The organism is Dorea sp. AF36-15AT (assembly GCF_003477705.1).
Classification (GTDB): domain Bacteria; phylum Bacillota; class Clostridia; order Lachnospirales; family Lachnospiraceae; genus Claveliimonas; species Claveliimonas ammoniilytica.
In genome coordinates this window covers 144017-162537 of the sequence record NZ_QUDV01000007.1, presented here as the reverse complement: position 1 = coordinate 162537, position 18521 = coordinate 144017, and the positions used below count along the sequence as shown (strand labels likewise).

Annotated in this window: 20 protein-coding genes; 14 read left to right on the top strand and 6 right to left on the bottom strand. The window is 43.4% G+C overall.

The window, feature by feature from the left end; all coding sequences use genetic code 11:
• Positions 1 to 300: 300 nt before the first annotated feature.
• The 3 genes from DWZ93_RS11220 to DWZ93_RS11210 form a co-directional block, all read right to left on the bottom strand.
• On the bottom strand, positions 301 to 1320 hold the full coding sequence (locus tag DWZ93_RS11220) for an alpha-hydroxy-acid oxidizing protein (RefSeq protein WP_118452999.1): 1020 nt from the start codon (positions 1318 to 1320) through the stop codon (positions 301 to 303).
• A 22-nt stretch (positions 1321 to 1342) separates the two neighbouring features.
• Positions 1343 to 2002 (bottom strand): trimeric intracellular cation channel family protein, encoded by a 660-nt coding sequence (locus DWZ93_RS11215; RefSeq protein ID WP_118452998.1) that lies wholly within the window; start codon positions 2000 to 2002, stop codon positions 1343 to 1345.
• Positions 2003 to 2094: 92 nt separating this feature from the next.
• Positions 2095 to 2946 (bottom strand): delta-lactam-biosynthetic de-N-acetylase, encoded by an 852-nt coding sequence (locus tag DWZ93_RS11210; RefSeq protein WP_118452997.1) that lies wholly within the window; start codon positions 2944 to 2946, stop codon positions 2095 to 2097.
• Positions 2947 to 3067: 121 nt separating this feature from the next.
• Between DWZ93_RS11210 and DWZ93_RS11205 the strand changes: the two genes are divergently transcribed.
• Together DWZ93_RS11205 and DWZ93_RS11200 are read left to right on the top strand one after the other, a co-directional pair.
• Entirely contained in the window at positions 3068 to 3430 is a 363-nt protein-coding gene (locus DWZ93_RS11205; protein ID WP_118452996.1) for a CidA/LrgA family protein, read from the top strand.
• Positions 3427 to 4119 (top strand): LrgB family protein, encoded by a 693-nt coding sequence (locus DWZ93_RS11200; protein ID WP_416810583.1) that lies wholly within the window; start codon positions 3427 to 3429, stop codon positions 4117 to 4119. The genes DWZ93_RS11205 and DWZ93_RS11200 overlap by 4 nt, the downstream gene beginning before the upstream one ends.
• Positions 4120 to 4204: 85 nt before the next feature.
• Here DWZ93_RS11200 and DWZ93_RS11195 read toward each other — a convergent pair whose 3' ends face one another.
• On the bottom strand, positions 4205 to 7222 hold the full coding sequence (locus DWZ93_RS11195; protein ID WP_118452994.1) for an InlB B-repeat-containing protein: 3018 nt from the start codon (positions 7220 to 7222) through the stop codon (positions 4205 to 4207).
• Positions 7223 to 7540: 318 nt separating this feature from the next.
• Between DWZ93_RS11195 and DWZ93_RS11190 the strand changes: the two genes are divergently transcribed.
• The 3 genes from DWZ93_RS11190 to DWZ93_RS11180 are packed head-to-tail and all read left to right on the top strand — an operon-like array spanning position 7541 to position 10510.
• A complete protein-coding gene (locus DWZ93_RS11190) occupies positions 7541 to 9295 on the top strand; it encodes a DUF4037 domain-containing protein (protein ID WP_118452993.1) in 1755 nt (584 codons plus the stop codon).
• Positions 9285 to 9944: a DUF4125 family protein gene (locus DWZ93_RS11185; RefSeq protein ID WP_243061277.1), complete on the top strand. Its 660-nt coding sequence runs from the start codon at positions 9285 to 9287 to the stop codon at positions 9942 to 9944. The genes DWZ93_RS11190 and DWZ93_RS11185 overlap by 11 nt, the downstream gene beginning before the upstream one ends.
• A gap of 2 nt (positions 9945 to 9946) precedes the next feature.
• A complete protein-coding gene (locus DWZ93_RS11180; protein WP_118452992.1) occupies positions 9947 to 10510 on the top strand; it encodes an NUDIX hydrolase in 564 nt (187 codons plus the stop codon).
• Positions 10511 to 10643: 133 nt separating this feature from the next.
• Here the strand turns inward: DWZ93_RS11180 and DWZ93_RS11175 are convergent, their stop codons facing one another.
• Positions 10644 to 11630, bottom strand: coding sequence for a Gfo/Idh/MocA family protein (locus DWZ93_RS11175; RefSeq protein ID WP_118452991.1), 987 nt, complete (start codon positions 11628 to 11630; stop codon positions 10644 to 10646).
• 207 nt (positions 11631 to 11837) lie between these two features.
• Between DWZ93_RS11175 and DWZ93_RS11170 the strand changes: the two genes are divergently transcribed.
• From DWZ93_RS11170 to DWZ93_RS11160, 3 genes are read left to right on the top strand one after another with little or no spacing between them, the layout of a single operon-like run.
• Entirely contained in the window at positions 11838 to 12155 is a 318-nt protein-coding gene (locus tag DWZ93_RS11170) for a PadR family transcriptional regulator (protein WP_118452990.1), read from the top strand.
• Positions 12152 to 12763 carry a DUF1700 domain-containing protein gene (locus DWZ93_RS11165; protein ID WP_118384333.1) on the top strand — a complete coding sequence of 204 codons (612 nt, stop codon included), beginning with the start codon at positions 12152 to 12154 and terminating at the stop codon, positions 12761 to 12763. The genes DWZ93_RS11170 and DWZ93_RS11165 overlap by 4 nt, the downstream gene beginning before the upstream one ends.
• A 4-nt stretch (positions 12764 to 12767) precedes the next feature.
• Positions 12768 to 13586, top strand: coding sequence for a DUF4097 family beta strand repeat-containing protein (locus DWZ93_RS11160; protein ID WP_118452989.1), 819 nt, complete (start codon positions 12768 to 12770; stop codon positions 13584 to 13586).
• 23 nt (positions 13587 to 13609) lie between these two features.
• Here the strand turns inward: DWZ93_RS11160 and DWZ93_RS11155 are convergent, their stop codons facing one another.
• The gene (locus tag DWZ93_RS11155; protein WP_118452988.1) at positions 13610 to 14317 is read right to left on the bottom strand and encodes a phosphatase; all 708 of its coding nucleotides are present in this window, start codon (positions 14315 to 14317) and stop codon (positions 13610 to 13612) included.
• Between the two features lie 169 nt (positions 14318 to 14486).
• Between DWZ93_RS11155 and DWZ93_RS11150 the strand changes: the two genes are divergently transcribed.
• From DWZ93_RS11150 to DWZ93_RS11125, 6 genes are all read left to right on the top strand, one after another.
• Positions 14487 to 14915 carry a Fur family transcriptional regulator gene (locus tag DWZ93_RS11150; protein WP_243061276.1) on the top strand — a complete coding sequence of 143 codons (429 nt, stop codon included), beginning with the start codon at positions 14487 to 14489 and terminating at the stop codon, positions 14913 to 14915.
• Positions 14916 to 14937: 22 nt separating this feature from the next.
• Entirely contained in the window at positions 14938 to 15237 is a 300-nt protein-coding gene (locus tag DWZ93_RS11145) for a hypothetical protein (protein ID WP_118452987.1), read from the top strand.
• Between the two features lie 115 nt (positions 15238 to 15352).
• On the top strand, positions 15353 to 16351 hold the full coding sequence (locus DWZ93_RS11140; RefSeq protein ID WP_118452986.1) for a metal ABC transporter substrate-binding protein: 999 nt from the start codon (positions 15353 to 15355) through the stop codon (positions 16349 to 16351).
• An 11-nt stretch (positions 16352 to 16362) separates the two neighbouring features.
• Positions 16363 to 17070: a metal ABC transporter ATP-binding protein gene (locus DWZ93_RS11135; RefSeq protein WP_118452985.1), complete on the top strand. Its 708-nt coding sequence runs from the start codon at positions 16363 to 16365 to the stop codon at positions 17068 to 17070.
• Positions 17070 to 17903 carry a metal ABC transporter permease gene (locus DWZ93_RS11130; protein WP_199665940.1) on the top strand — a complete coding sequence of 278 codons (834 nt, stop codon included), beginning with the start codon at positions 17070 to 17072 and terminating at the stop codon, positions 17901 to 17903. The genes DWZ93_RS11135 and DWZ93_RS11130 overlap by 1 nt, the downstream gene beginning before the upstream one ends.
• Positions 17904 to 17908: 5 nt before the next feature.
• Complete coding sequence (locus DWZ93_RS11125; protein WP_243061275.1) at positions 17909 to 18511, top strand: hypothetical protein; 603 nt, start codon at positions 17909 to 17911, stop codon at positions 18509 to 18511.
• The last annotated feature ends 10 nt before the right edge of the window (positions 18512 to 18521 follow it).

Sequence of the window (18521 nt, the reverse complement as noted above, 5' to 3'; positions counted from 1 at the left end):
AGAGTTTCTTGTATACGGTTTTGAAGGTATATATGATGAGGCTGTAGACCATAAGGTTTACAGTCTTTTTTTTGCTTTACAGGAAATTGCTTTCCTGTAAAGCAAAAAACGCTCCGCGAGGATGCGCACTGCGGCGGATAAGGTAGATGTCGCAAGCGACCGCCGCAGGCGCGAGAATGTGCCAAGGCACATTCTTTGTTCTATTGAGAATCTGGTAGAGAGCAATTGATACTTCAAACGTAAAGAAAGACAAAATAAATGCCCGCATAAAAGCGGGCACTTTTAGTTCTATAATAAATATTAACCTACAAACACGCAGTCTCTGTTAATTTCATTCAGACTGGATACGCCACACATCTTCATGGTATCTTCCAGTTCACTACCGATCTTTTCAATATAAGAGCGGACACCTTCTTTTTCACCACCATATACGGCAGTTACAAACGGTCTGGCAATAACAACTCCATCAGCACCAAGTGCAAGAGCTTTGAACACATCAGCACCACTGCGGATACCGCCGTCTACCAGAATCTTCATGGAATCGCCGACTGCATTTGCAATAGTCTCCAGAACTTCAGCTGTTGCCGGGCACTGATCTAATACGCGACCGCCATGATTGGATACGATGATTGCATCTGCACCGGCTTCTTTAGCTTTGAGTGCACCTTTGACGGTCATTATACCTTTTACAATGAATGGAGTACCGGCAAGCTTAATAATCTGGCGGAGTTCTTCGACCGTTTTGCTTCCGGCAGGTGGGTCAAGATTCTTCAGGAATGGAAGACCCGCTGCATCGATATCCATTGCTACGGCAAATGCTTTTGATGCGTGCACCAGATCCATTTTTTCTTTGATCGTGTCAAGATTCCATGGTTTTACCGTAGGAATGCCGATACCATCTGTTTTTTGAATAGCTTTGGTCGCGGCGACCATGACATTGCTGTCTATGCCGTCGCCAGTGAATGCTGCAATTCCGTATTCGGCACATGCAGATACGAGAATGTCATTATAGGTTACATCAGTCTGGCAATCACCGTAGTGCAGCTGTACGGCACCGACCGGTCCGGCAAAAAATGGATACTGAAATGTCTTGTCAAACAGTTCCAGACTGGTATCAACTGGTTTGTTCTCTGCGATTGTATCCATCTGTAAGCGGATTTCTTTCCATTTGTCATAGTTGCGGATGGCAGTATCGCCGATTCCTTTAGAACCAGGTCCCGGCATCTGGTTACGACAGGCTTTTCCATTGCATTCCGGACAGGCTTTACAGTAGTTTCCGATTCGCTTTCTTGCCTGTTCGATACATTCTGAATAATTCATGGTTTTCCTCCTTATTGTATGGTTAGTTTAAATGATTCATATTGCATTTTGGGAGATTCCACTCGTAATGTCTGGCGAGCAGACGGATTACAACTACCAGGGTTGCACTGAGAATCAGTGCCATATCCTGAGAGATACGGCTGCCTATGTATGCATAGAAAACCGCTCCGGCAATTGAGGCACAGGCATATACATGCTTGCGCAGGATTGCTGGTACTTCGCATGCCATCATATCCCGCAGAAGACCGCCGCCGACTCCGGTAATCACACCGAGGAAAATGGTTAAGAACTGAAAATTCCCCTGTCCGGCAGAGATGGAAGTATTGACACCAACTACAGTAAAAGCCCCCAATCCGATTGCGTCCAGAAGATTCATTGTCCAGTCATAATATTCTGCGGTCAGCAGAAATCTGGAAATGTTTTTAGAACGCATGAGCAGGAAGATAATGATTGCTGCGATGACGGCAACTGTTACATATACCGGCTTTAGAAAAAGCGTCGGCGGGTGAATGCCAAGCAGTACATCTCGTATCATTCCGCCTCCCACTGCGGTAATAACACCGAGCACTACAATTCCCAACAGATCCAGGTTTTTTTTAATTGCAACCATAGCTCCTGAACAGGAAAATGCTGCAGTTCCAATGAGCTCCATAATGAATAGAACCGAAATATTTCCTGGCATAATACAAGTCCCCCTATAACATACTTCGTATTGTGCAAGTGATCACTTGACAGTGAATAGAGCACTATATCCATTATAAGAAAAAACATCTGTTATTTCAACTCATCCAGAGCACGAAATTCATATCCCAATTCTTCCCATTTGGTAAGTAATTCATCTAGGATCTGAGCATTCGTTGAAGAGGTGCTGTGAAGCAGCACGATGGCACCTGGATGGATGCGTTTCAGTAATTTTTCAAAGGCCTCATCTTTCGTAGGCTGATTATCCTGATACCAGTCCACATAGGCAAGACTCCAGAAAAATGTTTTGTAGCCAAGTTCTTTTGCCATAGCCAGATTGGATGTGCTGTATTTGCCCTGAGGTGGTCGGTAGAAGTGCGTCATCGGCGATCCAACAGTCTGTTCATACAGATCCTCCACCTGTTTTAATTCATTTTGAAATGATTCTTTATCTGCAATCTTGGACATATCGGGATGGCTGTAGGTGTGATTACCGACAATGTGCCCCTCTTCGTTCATCCGCCTGACCAGATCAGGGTTTTCTTTGACAAATGTACCGACTACAAAAAATGTGGCGGGAGCGTTATGTTTTTTCAGAGCATCCAGAATCGGGGCAGTATTACCATTTTCATATCCGGCATCGAAGGTCAGGTAAATAACTTTGTCGGTTGTATCCTGCGCATAATAGGCGTCATATTCGGCAAGCTCAGTCATAGTTGCATTACCAACTGGAGTTTTGCCGTCTTCTTGAAAGCTGAGTCCCCAGTTCCCTTCAGCAGAAGAGTGTATCCGGGCATCTGTCGGAGTTATGGCAGCCTGATCTGGAACTGAAAAGAAATATGTGCTTAGGAAGCCAGCAAAATGTCCTACGAGAAATGCCAGAGAGAACAGGAACAAAATGGAAAGAGCTTTTTTGATGATAAGATGATCAGAGTGAAGATTCATAGAGATATCTAATCCTTTTTGATTAATTTATTCACAAACATGGATAAAAAGTACTCTGTTAAATTGACTTTTTAAAATGGCAGGATTATAATGGAAAACGTTGATTTTTTAGGAGGACATTATGAAATATTTACAACAATTTGGAATAATCCTTGCGGTGTCATTTGTCGGAGAATTGCTGAATTATGCGATTCCGTTATCGATTCCTGCAAGTATATACGGGCTTGTACTGATGTTTGTATGCCTGTGTATGAAATGGATCAAACTGGAAGATGTGAAAGAAACGGCTGTATTTTTAATCGAGATCATGCCATTAATGTTTATACCGGCGGCAGTGGGACTGATTACTTCATGGGACATTATCCGTCCGAAGCTGCTGGCTTATGCAGCAATTACAGTTATATCTACCCTTTTGGTAATGCTGGTATCCGGATATGTAACAGACTGGATGCTGAAGGGCGAAAAGAAAGGAGAGGATAAATAATGAGTTTTTTTGAAAATTCGGTATTCTTCGGCGTGACGATCAGCATCGTGGCATATGGTGTTGGGTGTATATTGAAAGATAAATTGAAAATGGATATATTTAACCCGGTATTAATATCAATTGTGGCAGTAATCGCAGTATTGGCATGTGCACATATCGATTATGATGTATATTATTCCGGAGCACAGTATCTGAGTTATCTGTTGACTCCGGCTACAGTATGTCTTGCTGTGCCATTATATGAGAAGATAGAATTGTTGAAAGAGCATTGGAAAGCAATTGTGGCAGGCATCTTGTCTGGCGTGCTGACTACATTGCTCTGTGTACTGGCAATGAGCCTGATCTTCGGATTCAGTCATGAAGAATATGTAACATTTTTGCCGAAGTCTATTACTACGGCGATTGGAATGGGCGTATCGGAAGAACTTGGCGGATACGTAACGATTACCGTTGCAATCATTATTATTACCGGAGTACTGGGCAATATTATTGCACCGTTTGTGTGTAAGGCATTCCGTATTCAGGATCCGATTGCCAGAGGAATTGCAATCGGTACAGCGTCCCATGCGATCGGTACTTCCAAAGCTATGGAAATGGGCGAGATCGAAGGAGCGATGAGCAGTCTGTCAATTGTGGTATCGGGACTTTTGACTGTAGTAGGCGCATCGATATTTGCACAGTTTATATAAGAAGTATACGATAAATAGAGATGATTAAAAATGTCACCGGGCGCTTTGCCTGGTGACATTTTTAGTGAAATAGTTAAATTATAATTTAAGAACGTTTTCTTTTATATACGACTACACCACTCATTGCTACGGCTGCGAGCATCAGCACGATCCACAGCATCATATGGCTTTCATCGCCGGTTTTTGGTGTTTTCTTGGCATTAGAAGTTTTAGTGTTCTTGTTGTCAGCAGAGGTATTACCTGTAGCATTACCATTTCCTGAGTTACCGCTGTTAGAAGGTTTTTCGAAGGACGGTTTTGTTGGATCTTTAGGATCTGATGTATCTTTCTTTTCCCATTGTGCGGTGTAAGTAATATCACCGGATACAGTCTCTGCAACTGCCGGGTTCCAGCCTTTGAAAGTATATCCGTCGCGGGCAGGGGTGCCATTGAATGCCGGAGTAGCATCGCCATCTGACAGATTTGTGGTTACCTGGTCTTCAAAAATCACTTCATCGTCTACACCGTCTGTGTAAGTTACGGTATAAGTAATGATCGGCACTTCTTCTGTTATATATTTATCCAGTGGAGGCATTGGATCAATACCTGTTTTCCAGTAGAGATCTGCAAGTGGATCGTCAGAACCTGTATCAAGCTGTTCACCGTCTTTGACAGACTGTTTCGGGCTTGAGATTTTGATCGTACCGTCGGTTGCTTTCCCTGGAGTTTTTTCACCATATGCGGTTGAACCCTGAAGGAATGCTTCTGTAGTAGAGATTGTTCCATTTCCTTCTACGGCATTGCCGCCATCTCCGAAGAGGACATCTCCGCCGATTGCGATTAATTTACCGGAGCCGGTGATTTTACCATTGTCTAGTTTGATAGCTGTACCACCCTGAGAATAGAGCAGGGTATTTCCATCACCACCGAAAGCAGCAAGTGTAGCACCGTCTTCAAGGGTAAGTGTACCGTCTTTTACTTGAAGAGCGGTCTGACCGATTTCTGTTCCGGCGGAGTCGCCCTGAATAAATACATTACCTTTTACAGTTACATTGCCGGTAGTGGTCACAACCGGATCTGAAGTAGAACGGTCGGTAAGATCACCGTTGGCAAGGTAATTAGCATGAGAGTAAATGGCTGCATTTTCCAGGATAGAACCGTCTGCCATGCGAACCTGTCCGCATACAGAAGCACCTGTTACAAATGTTTTGTTAAAGCTGTCATAGTTCATGGAGAATGTACCACCACTCTGAACATCGATGATACCCTGTACGGTGGAATCCATCAGGTTCAGAGTACCACCATCTTCTACGATGATGTGGACGCTGCTGAGAATTTTCATATTAACAAATGTCAGGTTGCATCCGCTTGGAATGTATAAGGTCTGTGGAATATTACCACTCTGAACATCTTTCCAGGCAATGTCATACCCCAGATATCCGTAAGTTCCGGACTCATTGGAACCATACCATGCTTTTACATCCTTTGGTACACGAACACTTTCTGCTTCACCTGTGTTGGAACCAAAATCTCTGATAGCCCATGGCTCCATGATATTCCACATATATTTGCCATCCTGAGTCTGCGTCAGATTATCCAGGACAAGACGGTCAGCAAGCTTTTCATTTCCGGTGTATATGGTAAATGGAAGTGCATTACTTTCGGCTGTACGTCCTTGGTCATCCGTTACGCTGACAGAAATGAGATAATCGCCGGCATCCTTTGGTGTTCCATTCAGAGTAAGTGCACTGCTGATGGTCAGGTATACACCTTCCATACCACTGTCAGCATCTTTGCTGGTGCCTTTTGAGGTATCCGGTACGATATTTACCTTACTCTTACTTCCGACAATATTAATGTCAGAATCATTATCCAATTCTTTCCAGTCACTGTCGGCAGGCTCTTTGCCTTTTTCTACTAATGCGCCATATACAGTTACATTGCTGTTGTTATTGGAGCTTGCAGCACCGGTAGCACTAGATACGCCGTCGTAATCTTTCTGACCGACAATGGCGCATTCAAAGTTGCCTTCTAACTTTACATAGAGCTGCATATTGTCGCCCTGACCGTCATCAGCTGTGGCTGTCATCTTACCGTTAGTGTCAATCAGAATCTTAAAGGTGAGATCTTTGTATCCGTCGGCGGTAATGGTAATCACATCTCCGCTTTTTAGTACAGGAACTGTCGATGAAGAGCTAAAGTCTTTTGCCGCAAATGTAAGACGGCTATTGGATGTGTCTGCACGATAGAAACCACCAGAGGATGGATTATATGAAATGGCGTTCCAGGCAGTTCCATTTACAGATACGCCTGTGATTTTAGATACATAGTCCACATTTTCTGGGAATGTGAAATACCAGTTCTGACTAAAGAAATCAGTCTCCATCTTGATGCTGTCGATACTTACAGTGCCATCTTCAGCAGGAACGTTTGCTTTGAAGACTGCGCTTACCGTTACATCAGATGCAGGCATGGCAAATGTATTGCCTGTTACGGTTATTTCTGCATTCTTAGAATCCTTCACTGAGATAGTATCCAGTACATATCCATCAGCAGGAGAAGCGGTTACAGTGACTTTTTCACCTTCTTTAGCGGTTACCTTGTCTACATTTACGGTTCCGTTAGCAGATGCTTTCAGAACGACTTTGTAGTCAGAACCTGTTGATGGTTTGTTATCATTCTGGACGATTTCTGCGGAGTATTCGTATTTTTCATATTTTACAGATACGGTCATATCATCGTATCCGTCTGCGGAAATTACGATCTTAGCAGGAAATGTGATTTTTTCGTTGCAGATTTTGAGAGCCTGATAATTACCGTAAGCTCCCATTGCGCTTTCTGTGTTCCAGATTGTTCCGGTATTACCCCAGTAGCTGAAAGTACCTTTGGTAAATTCTGTGTTATTAACCGTTACTTTGTTAATGGCTTTTACGTAATTGGTGGCAGCTGTATCATCGCCAAATCCAAGTGTTAAAAGTCCGTTAAAAGAACTGTTTTCACAATTGGTCACCTGCGTTGGCAATGTGCCAGCAGCGTACACCGTGCCTGCCTCCCGGACAGTAACGGACAGCACCATGACTGCTGCGATTAAGAGTGCGCCAAGACGACGCCATAACTTTTTCATAATGTGTGGTTCTCCTTCCTTTGTGTTATGGGTGTTAAGGTTTGTCAAAAGAATAGGCATAGTTAGTTTTAACTAATTATGCCTATAGAAGAATTTACCATTTAGACCAGCAATTGTCAATTAGAGTAAATGAGAAAGATAATCATTTGCTAAAAGGTAAAAATTTTTCAATTATGAGACGGGAGAATGTAGTGATTTGATACTATTTTGTGGAAAAAGCAGGTGATTTTGTGGATATGGTACTAGTCGATATAGGGAAGAGTTGATACAATAATCATTAAGAAATCAGAAGAGTACGGAACCTGAAAAGGAGAGAATATGTTTGACTTAAATGAATTTTTACTGGAATTAGATCATATGTATGCGACGAATCCGAAAGGGGTAGAGGCGTATTTGAAATCCGGTCTGGAGGAAGCAGGGAAATGTCTGGATGCTCCGGCGATGCTGACGATATTAAATGAACTGATGGGATATTACCGTGTGATGAGCAAGCCGACGGAGTGTGAGTGGTGCATTGAGAAAGCTGTGAGAATCGCAGAGAAACTTGGCATCCAAGGAACAACGGACTATGCTACGATGCTGCTGAATATTGGTACGGCGCAGCGCGTGATGGGGCAGATGGATAAGGCAGAATCTAATTATGAAGAAGCCTATGCGATATTTAAGGAAAAGTTACATGAACCGGATTATCGGATGGCGACATTATATAACAATAGAAGTATTTTGTATGCAAACACCGGCCGCCTTAAGGAAGCAAAAGAGGATCTGCAGATGGCGATGGGGCTGATTCAGAGGCTGGAGCAGTCGGATGTGGAGATTGCGATTACACATGCAAATATCGGTAATCTCTGTTTTGCATTACAGGAACTTGACGAAGGACTGCAGCATATGCAGCAGGCAGCAGAAATCTTTGAATGTCAGGAAGGAAAGAAGGATCCGCATTATGCATCGGCATTGTCAGGACTTGGGGAAGGGTATTTTCGAAAAGGAGAACTGGACAAGTCGATTAAAACGTACGAAAAGGCATTGGAGGAGATTCTGACAAATTACGGAGAGAATGATTATTACCGTGTAACGGTTCGTAATCTGGAATTGGTACGGGATACGAAGAAGCGTGCGGAAGCGGTTCGGAATCAGAAGATGAAAGGCATGGATATTGCCAGAAGATACTATGAAGAATATGGAAAGCCGATGCTGGAAGAAAAATTTCCAGAGTATGTGGACCGGGTGGCAGCAGGACTTGTGGGCGAAGGATCAGAGTGTCTGGGATATGATGATGTGACGTCAGCAGATCATGATTTTGGCCCGGGATTCTGCCTGTGGCTTACCAGGGAAGATTATGAAGCTGTGGGACAGGAGATGCAGAGAGCCTATACAGAACTTCCGGGAGAGTATATGGGATTCCCGGCAAGAAATGTGACTGCGCAGGGTGGTGACCGTGTGGGGGTGCTCTGTATGGATGAGTTCTTTCGGAGATATACAGGATACGAACAGGCACCGGACAGAGAAACACGAAACGGACTTGCGCGTTGGATGTCGATTCCGATACCTGCACTTAGAACCGTAACAAATGGTGAGATATTTACCGATCCGCTGGGTGAATTTACCAGAAGAAGAGAGACCTTTGCAGCGTATCCGAAAGATGTGCGTCTGCGGAAGCTTGCCATGTCACTTGGTGTGATGGCGCAGGCAGGTCAGTATAATTATGGACGGATGCGCAAACGAGGCGATCAGGCGGCAGCGTGGTTGTGTGTCAGTGAATTTGTAAATGCGGCGATTGAAACTGGGTATCATCTGAATCAGATGTATCAGCCATTTTATAAATGGAAGATGCGGGGCATGGATGCATTTCATGTATTAACAAATCTGAAAGAAAAGCTGACGCAACTGATGCAGATGTCAGGCGTAGATTCGGAGAATGACGGACAAAGCAGCGTGCAGAGTCAGATCGAGGACATCTGCGTAGGAGTAGTAAAAGAGTTAAACCGCCAGGGACTGACGGAGACGAAAGAAGCATTTCTGGAAATCCAGAAACAGGAGATCATAAGGAGGCTGCAGAGTGATGCAAGATAAAAAGGAGATGCAGGATAAAATGGAAGAACGGGAAGCGTTAATAGATGAAGTGATCGAGCGGGAATGGGAACAGTTTCAGAATGTGCAGAATGAAGGCGGTCGTGCGAGCTGTCAGGATGACCATGAGACATTTGTCATCATGCGGAAGAGTCAGTTTATGAACTGGACGCAGGAACTGCTGGAGAGCTATAGACAGGATCTGATTGAAGCAGAGGCAGCACACTGGAACCTGCTGACGGAAAAATATGCCCGCATGATGGAGAGTACCGCACCGGAGCGGTATGCGGAATTGGCAGATATTCTTCCGAAGCGGAGCAAAGAGCGTATCCAGATGCAGGAAGAGATGATTGCACAGCAGATACGATGGGAAGAAGATTTTGCGGCGAAATTTCCAGGGGTTGCAAGCACAGGACGTGTGATCCATACATCAGAAGATACGCCGTGGGATACTTCGATAGAGACATATGCCCGAGGTGAGATCAGTACGTATTCTGACCGGACGGTGGGCCTGCTTAAGAAGCTGTATGATCAGATGGCTGCAGATCACGAGAACTTGTCGGAGAAGACGCTGCGCAATATGACAGTTCTTTACGGTTATGAATCCCTGGAGGAAGCAGAAAAACAGCAACGCGCGAGATTGGAGAGATAGATATGGCGAAAGAGATTCTGGATATTGTAGATGATAATGGTCAGCCGACCGGAGAGGTGATCGACCGTGTGACGGCACACAGGGAAGGTATCCTACACAGGACATCTCATGTGTGGCTGGTGAGGATGAAAGACAGCAGATTGCAGGTGCTTCTGCAGAAGCGGAGTGAGGAGAAAGATTCTTATCCGGGATGCTATGACATTTCCAGTGCAGGACATATTCCGGCGGGTGTGGACTTTGTACCGTCAGCACTGCGGGAATTAAAAGAAGAGCTGGGCGTGGAAGTACAGGCAGAAGATCTGGTGTACTGTGGTCAGAGAAAGTTTCATTTCGAAGAGATCTTCCATGGAGAGAGGTTCAAAGATAATCAGATCAGCAATGTATACCTGTTGTGGATGGACAGAGAAGCAGAAGAATTCCAGATACAGAAAGAAGAACTCAGCGAGGTGCGCTGGTTTGACTTTGAAGAGTGCATAGAAGATGTGAAAAACGGAACAATTCCGAACTGTATTTATGTAGAAGAGCTGGAAATGGTTGGTAAAGATAATCATAAGACACAAAAATAACCGCCCCAGCCTCACTGAACGGTTATTTTTTAATCAACAAATGTGGGCTAACCGTCTATCGGTAGCACTCTTTTTCTATAGATATATTAGCATGTAATGTTGATAATGTCAAAAGGATTCTGGAACAATTGGTTTACTTTTCTTCTTCCGGATATTTCATTCCCCAGTCTTCCCTGCACCTGGTCATGACCTGCATAACGTCTTTGGTGTAATCCAGATGCAGGGTCTCGGTCACATCTTTTTCACCGCTTACAGCAGCTTCCATATCCAACACTTCATAGAGAAGAGCATCGGCGGTAGAACCAGCTTCAATAGTTTCCTTTTTGCCGGATTCGGTGTAGGTGATCACGGCTTTTTCTGCGCGGGGATATTCATATACTTCTATATACCCTTTTTCAAATATAACCAGTCCGCGCTTCGGCTGTTTGGCGTGAAGAGACAGGGTGACGGTTGCCATTTCCTGTTCCTGGTTGCTGAGAAGAATGGTTGCCTGTTCGTCGACACCGGTAGGAGCAAGCTTTACCTGCGACAGGATCTGATCCGGCGCTGATGACATGAACCAACGGACAAATGATAAAGCATATACGCCGATATCCAGCATAGCACCTCCTGCCAGATTACGGTTGAAGAAACGGTTCGCCATATCATATTCTTTATAACTTCCAAAATTCATCTGGATCATTCTTAACGGTCCGAGTTCTCCGGATACGGCAATCTCATGTAATTTTTTATATAATGGCATATGGTAAATGGTCATTGCCTCGGCGAGAATAGCATGACCGGATTCAGCAGCTGCTATAGCCTGAGCAAGTTCGTCAGAATTTAATGTGATGGATTTCTCGCAGAGTACATGCTTCCCGTTTGCCAGAGCCTTGAGCAGCAAGGGAAGATGGGTATTGTGTGGTGTGGAAATGTAGATGATGTCTACATTTTCATCGGTAAATATATCTTCCGGGTTATCGTATATTTTGGAAATGTTGTATTTTTTTGCAAATGCAACACCTTTGGCATAGGTGCGGTTAGAAACAGAATAGAGTTTGCGTCCCTGGCTTGCCATAGTCTGTGCAAGCTGATTGGCGATGACTCCTGTGCCGTAGGTTGCCCAGTTGTATGTTTTCATAGAGAATCCCTCCAGTTCTTTTCATGAATTTCATGTGTATTTACAATTCCTATGTACGTATTGCGTATTTTCATACTAAAATGAATCCCATGAAAAAAGAATATATAAAATTTTTATATATGCATTGACATGCGGATTGGAGAGAGGTATATTATATATAAAATTTATATATATAAATATTTTACACATATACAAGGAGGTGGTTCGATGTATTTTCCGGTATCTGCATTACTAATTGAATACATGATCCTGACAGTGGTAGAAAGCAAGGATTCCTATGGTTATGAAATCAGTCAGACAGTTAAGAAAGCTGCTGATATTAAAGAATCTACATTGTATCCGATATTGAAGAAACTGCAGAAAGCAGGATATCTGACTACTTACTCACAGGAGTATCAGGGACGAAAGAGAAAATATTATTCAATTACAGAGGAAGGAAGGGCACAGATTACATATCTGAGCAATGAGTGGCAGGTCTACAAGGATACGGTAGACGGTATTATCGAAGGGAGGATAAGAGGTTGAGCAGAGAAGAATATTTGAATCAATTGCATAAACATTTGCGGAAGCTTCCAAGACAGGATTATGAAGATGCGATGGAATATTTTACCGAGTATTTTCAGGAGACAGATGAGGAAGAGGCAGCAGAACTGATGAAGGAACTTGGTACACCGAAGGAGGCAGCCAGAGAATTGATGGCAAATCTGCTAGATAAGAAGATTGAGGATCATCAGAGCTATGAGGCAGACGGACAGACCAGAGCGGAGCAGAAGGGCTCCGGCAAGCATGTGGTATGGATCGCCCTACTGGTGTTGTTTGCAGCGCCGGTGGGAGTACCGCTTCTCGTGGCACTTGCGGCAGTCGTGCTGGCCTTGGTTGTGTGTGCACTGGCTGTTTTGCTATGTGTAGTTTTGTTTGCGGCAGCTATGGTCATTCTTGGCGGTAAGATTATTGCTCGTGGTATACTGGCTGTTCCATTCTCTATGGGCGGCTTCGCAATGATTACAGGAAGCGGGCTGTTTGCTATAGGAGCTGGCATTTTAGGTGTATTGTTGTGCGTATATCTGTGTAAATGGAGCAGCGTACTGATCGCAAAGCTGGTGCGTCGGATTACAGACAGAAAGAGAGGTTAGAGCGATGAAAAGTTGGGTAAAAGCATGGCTTGTGGCAGGAGTCGGATGTTGTGTATGTGGTGCAATTTTGACAGGAATCGGTGTCGCAAGTGGCGGTGGTAAATATGTGAAAGCGGCCGATCTGAACAAGATGGATGGAGCTGCAAAAAAAGGAGACAATGAGGTTCTTCTTGAGAAGACAAAACTGGATGATTTCGATTCGGTAGATATTTCCATGACGGATATGAATCTGCAGGTGGTTCCTTCCGATGACCGGTTCTGTTATATTTCTTATCAGGCATCTGACCAGACGAAAGATCCGATGAGTTATCAGGTGAAGGACGGCAAATTAACGATTCGGGAAAATGATAATACAGGTAAGTTTTATTACCATGTGGATATCGGATTCTTGTCAGGACTTTTGGGAGGAGGACCGGTCACAACGGATGAAAATGTGGTGACGCTTTACATTCCGGAAGAACAGGAATGGAAGATGGCTGATATTAAGACGGACATGAGTAACATCATGTTAAATGGATGCAAGATCGAGAATGGTACAGTGCAGAGCAATTCCGGAGATATTTACTTCAAAAACTGTGATTTTGATAATCTGAAGATAGATTCTGATATGGGAGATATCCACTTTGTTGGAACAGAAGATGTAATAGGGGCATGGAATATTCAGATAGATACAGATATGGGAGATGTCGATGTGGATGATGCACTCGGCGGTAAAGTGAAGGAAGACGAGGATGATTGTGCTCTGTCTTATACACAGAAAGGAAAGGGTGGAAATCTGGTGATCCAGACCGACAGCGGAGATGTCAGCCTGGATTGCAGATAACAAACGCTGATCATATCGTTACGTTACCTGATAAATGATTTGAGTTTATCTATATCATTGGTCAGGATCAGATCTTCATCAAATCCAATCTCTTCCAGCAGTTCAAGTGCCAGGGTGAAATTACCGACACCGCTTGGATCGTGTGCATCCGAGCTGACGGTGATCGGCACCCGGTACTGCTGGCAGAGATCTAACATCGTTCTATAATTATCGTAACAATTCACACGTTTTTCCTTCTTGATTAAGGAACTGTTATTCACTTCCAATGCAACATGATAATCACGGGCAGCCTGAACCAGTCTGTCATAATCTAACGGTGTTCGGTCATCGTCCGGATGAGAGACAAAGCGCACCTTGTCGTGCTTCATGCATTCAATTAGGTTCGTCGTATTCTGGTCGCGTCCTGCATTTTCATAGCACTGCATATGGATGCCTGCGATAGCGTAATCCAGATGATTGATATAACGCTGGCCAAGAGATAAGGTACCGTCATTCAGGACATTGATCTCGCTTCCGTGCAGTACTTCCACACCGTGGATTGTGCGTGGGATAACTTCCAGGTTCAGATAATAAAATGGATCTACCGTGCCCGGGATTCCCGGTGCATGTTCTGTAATTCCAATCAGAGATAATTCTTTTTCCGCAGCCGCAGCTGCCATCTCGCGGATGGTGCCATAGGCATGACCGCTGACCAATGTATGCATATGCATGTCTGCCAATAATTTCTTCATGTGTATACCTCCTGCCAATGCTATAAGTATATTCGTGTTAATTATAATAAGCCATCAGACGGAACGCAATCACAAAATGTAAAATGGAAAACATTTTCAAATTATATTGACACGATTATAAAATATGGTAAAATGAAAACGATTTCCAGATTAGAAAGGGGCGGTTCATTTGTCAAAAGCACAATATAAAACAAAACAAATGACCGAGATACTTACCTATTTGAAATCTGTTCAGGGACAGCATGTAACAGTGAATGATATCCGGAGGCATTTTCAAGAGCAGGGGATAGCAGTTGGAACCACAACGGTATATCGTCAGTTGGATAAGATGGTGAAAGAAGGAATTGTTGCCAAATATGTAGTGGATGAGAAAAGCAGTGCCTGCTTTGAATATATTGGCGGACAGGACGAAGGTCATCATTGTTATCACTGTAAATGTGAGAAATGTGGAAAGCTGATTCATTTGCATTGTCATGAGGTTGAGGAATTGAGTCAGCATATGATGGAACATCACAGCTTTGAACTGAATGCAATGCGTACCGTTTTTTATGGTGTCTGCAGTGAATGCAGGCAGAAGGAAGCTGGCTGCGCAGAATAATCCCTGGGAAAGGAGAAGCGCAATGAACGCAAATAGAAAAAAGAATATAGCAGTGATAGCATGTGTGTTATTTGTGTTTGTGACATTGGCTTCTCTGTTTTATATCGCAAAAGAAGAAAATCATCAGTGTACAGGTGAAGACTGCCCAATCTGTGCCTGCATCCATCAGGCTAAGCAGATTGTAAAAAATGTAGGAACCGCTGTAAATGATTCGGTCACAGCAGGTCTTATTTTTGTACAGAGATCACGGATATTGGAAACAGGATGTCTGTGCGTTTTGTGCATTACGCTGGTGAGTCAAAAGGTAAGACTAGACAGTTAAATAAAATCTTCATTGGAGCAGAATGGGTATAAGAGATGAAAGAATACCCTTTTATTTGTGTACTTATTTTTGGCACAATCTATAACAGAATTTACAATGGAGGTTTTATCATATCATGAAAAAATATATTTCTATCATTCTAGCCGTAGTATTATCGATCTGCGGTCTTTCAGCCTGCGGTCAGGCAGATTCCAATCAGACAACAGAAAAAGACGAAAAACAGATTAAGGTAGTAACAACCATCTTCCCGGAATATGACTGGGTACGTGAAATAGCAGGTGACGCAAGCGATCATGTAGATCTGACGATGTTACTGGATAACGGAGTGGATCTTCACAGCTACCAGCCGACATCGGAAGACATCATGAAGATATCGGACTGCGATCTGTTCATTTACGTGGGTGGAGAATCCGATGCATGGGTAGAAGACGCACTGAAAGAGGCAGTAAACAAAGACATGAAAGTCATTAATCTACTGGATGTTCTGGGCAATTCTGCAAAGGAAGAAGAGGTTGTAGAAGGCATGGAAGCTGAGGAAGAAGAGTCGGAGGAGAAATCTGAAGAGGAGGAAGAACCGGAGTATGATGAGCATGTGTGGCTTTCATTGAAAAATGCAAAGGTCTTTTGTAAGGCAATTGCAGATGATCTGAGCGAAATTGATAAAGATCACGCGGAGACTTATCAGAAGAATGAAGAGAATTATGCGGCAAAATTAGATGAACTGGATCAGAACTACCAGAAAACAGTGGATGAGGCATCGCAGAAGACGTTATTATTTGGAGACAGATTCCCGTTCCGCTATATGGTAGATGATTATGGTCTGGATTATTATGCAGCATTTGTGGGATGCTCGGCAGAGACGGAAGCAAGTTTTGAAACGATCACATTTCTGGCTGGAAAAGTAGATGAACTGGGACTTAAGAATGTGATGACGATTGAAAAATCTGACCAGAAGATTGCCAAAGCCATTATTGAAAATACGAAAGATAAGAATCAGAAGATCCTGACGTTGGATTCCATGCAGTCCGCGACATCGGATGATGTGAAAGCAGGAACGACTTATCTGTCTGTTATGGAAGATAACCTGGAAGTATTAAAAGAAGCATTACAGTAGGAGGGAAGAAGATGCAGCTTGGATGTAGAAATCTGACGGTAGGATATGATGGTAAGGCAATTTTGAAAAATATTAATTTTTCAGTTGAAGAGGGAGAGTATTTAAGTATAGTAGGTGAAAATGGATCAGGGAAATCGACATTGATGCGTACCCTGCTCCGGCTTCAACAGCCATTAAGTGGAGAAGTAATATTGGGAAATGGTCTGAACAGAAAAGAGATAGGGTATCTGCCGCAACAGACTGTCATCCAGAAAGACTTCCCGGCATCCGTGAGAGAAATTGTTCTCTCAGGATGTCAGAATCGCTGTGGGCTGAGACCATTTTATAACCGTGAGGAAAAAGAGTATGCGTATCAGATGATGGAGAAAATGCAGATCACACATCTGGAAAAACGATGTTACCGTGAATTATCCGGGGGTCAGCAACAGAGGGTCCTGCTTGCAAGGGCACTCTGCGCTACCAGAAAAATACTTTTGCTGGATGAACCGACAGCAGGTCTGGATCCTAAGGTGACAAAAGAAATGTATCAGTTAATCTATGAACTGAATCAGAGAGATAAACTGACGATTGTGATGATCTCACATGATCTGAGAGCATCACTCACTTACTCGAGTCATATTCTTCATACTGGCAAACATGTATTCTTTGGAACAAAAGAAGAATATATCAGACACGCAAGGCACAAAGAATATATAAAAGCAGCAGGAGGTATAAAGTGATGGATAAATTAATTCTGTATTTTCAGTATCCATTTGTGCGGTATGCAATGATGGTTGGCGTGCTGATTGCGATGTGTTCTTCGCTGCTTGGTGTCACACTGGTTCTGAAACGTTTTTCATTTATCGGAGACGGACTTTCCCATGTGGCATTTGGAGCGATGGCAGTGGCGGCAGTGTTGAATTTTACAAATAATATGTTGTTTATTCTTCCGATTACGATTGTGTGTGCGATTCTGTTGTTAAGAACCGGGCAGAATACAAAAATCAAAGGAGATGCGGCAGTTGCCATGATATCGGTAAGTGCGCTGGCAATCGGATACATGCTGATGAATATATTTTCAACAGGACCGAACGTGTCCGGTGATGTGTGCAGTACCCTGTTTGGTTCGACATCCATATTAACCCTTACTTCGGCACAGGTAAAAGTATGTGTAATATTGTCTGTATTAGTTGTAATATTATTTGTGTTTTTTTATCATAAGATATTCTGTGTAACCTTCGATGAATCATTTGCGAAGGCAACGGGAATGAAAACAGATTGCTATAATCTGTTGATTGCAGTGATTACGGCAGTGATCATTGTACTGGCAATGAACCTGGTGGGATCACTACTGATCTCAGCATTGATTATTTTTCCGGCATTGTCAGCGATGCGGATATTTAAGTCATTTTTATCTGTAACAATCTGTTCCGTGGTATTGTCTGTCATATGCGCAGTTCTGGGATTGTTATTGTCTATTCTGGCAGGAACACCGGTAGGGTCTACGATTGTAGTGACAGATATGGTGGCATTTGGCGTATTTAGTGTAATGGCTAGATTGACAGGGAGGTAATGTCCGTGAAAAGAACAGGAATAGGGATCTGGCTGCTGGCAGCAGTGGTGTTGATATCAGGCTGTGGAAAGCGGGCGGACAATGGAAAAGGTATTAATAGTGGAGAAACGGTAGATAAAGTTATAGAAAGTCAGGTAAAAAAAGAAGAACAAAAGAAAACAGAAGAATCGACCAAAGAAGATACTCAGAAAAATAATCAACAGAATACAGATACGCAGACGCCAGAGAGCGTACAGGGAACGGTCAATGCGCCAGAGGCGGCAGTGGATGTGGATCTTTCGGTAATGGACAGTGATATGATCTATGCAACGGTTTATCAGATGATGTCTGATCCGGAACAGTATGTGGGTAAGACATTCCGGATTGAGGGGAAGTTTTACGTAACATATGATGAAATGACAAAAAATCAGTATTATTATTGTGTGATTAAGGATGCAACAGAGTGCTGTGCACAGGGACTGGAATTCGTATGGGGAGATGGCTCACACATTTATCCGGATGAATATCCGACCGATGGCACGGAAGTAATCGTGGATGGCACTTTTGAACTATATATGGAAAATGACAGCAGATATTGCAGACTGGAAAATGCGGATTTCTATTTCTAATTTGCAGACA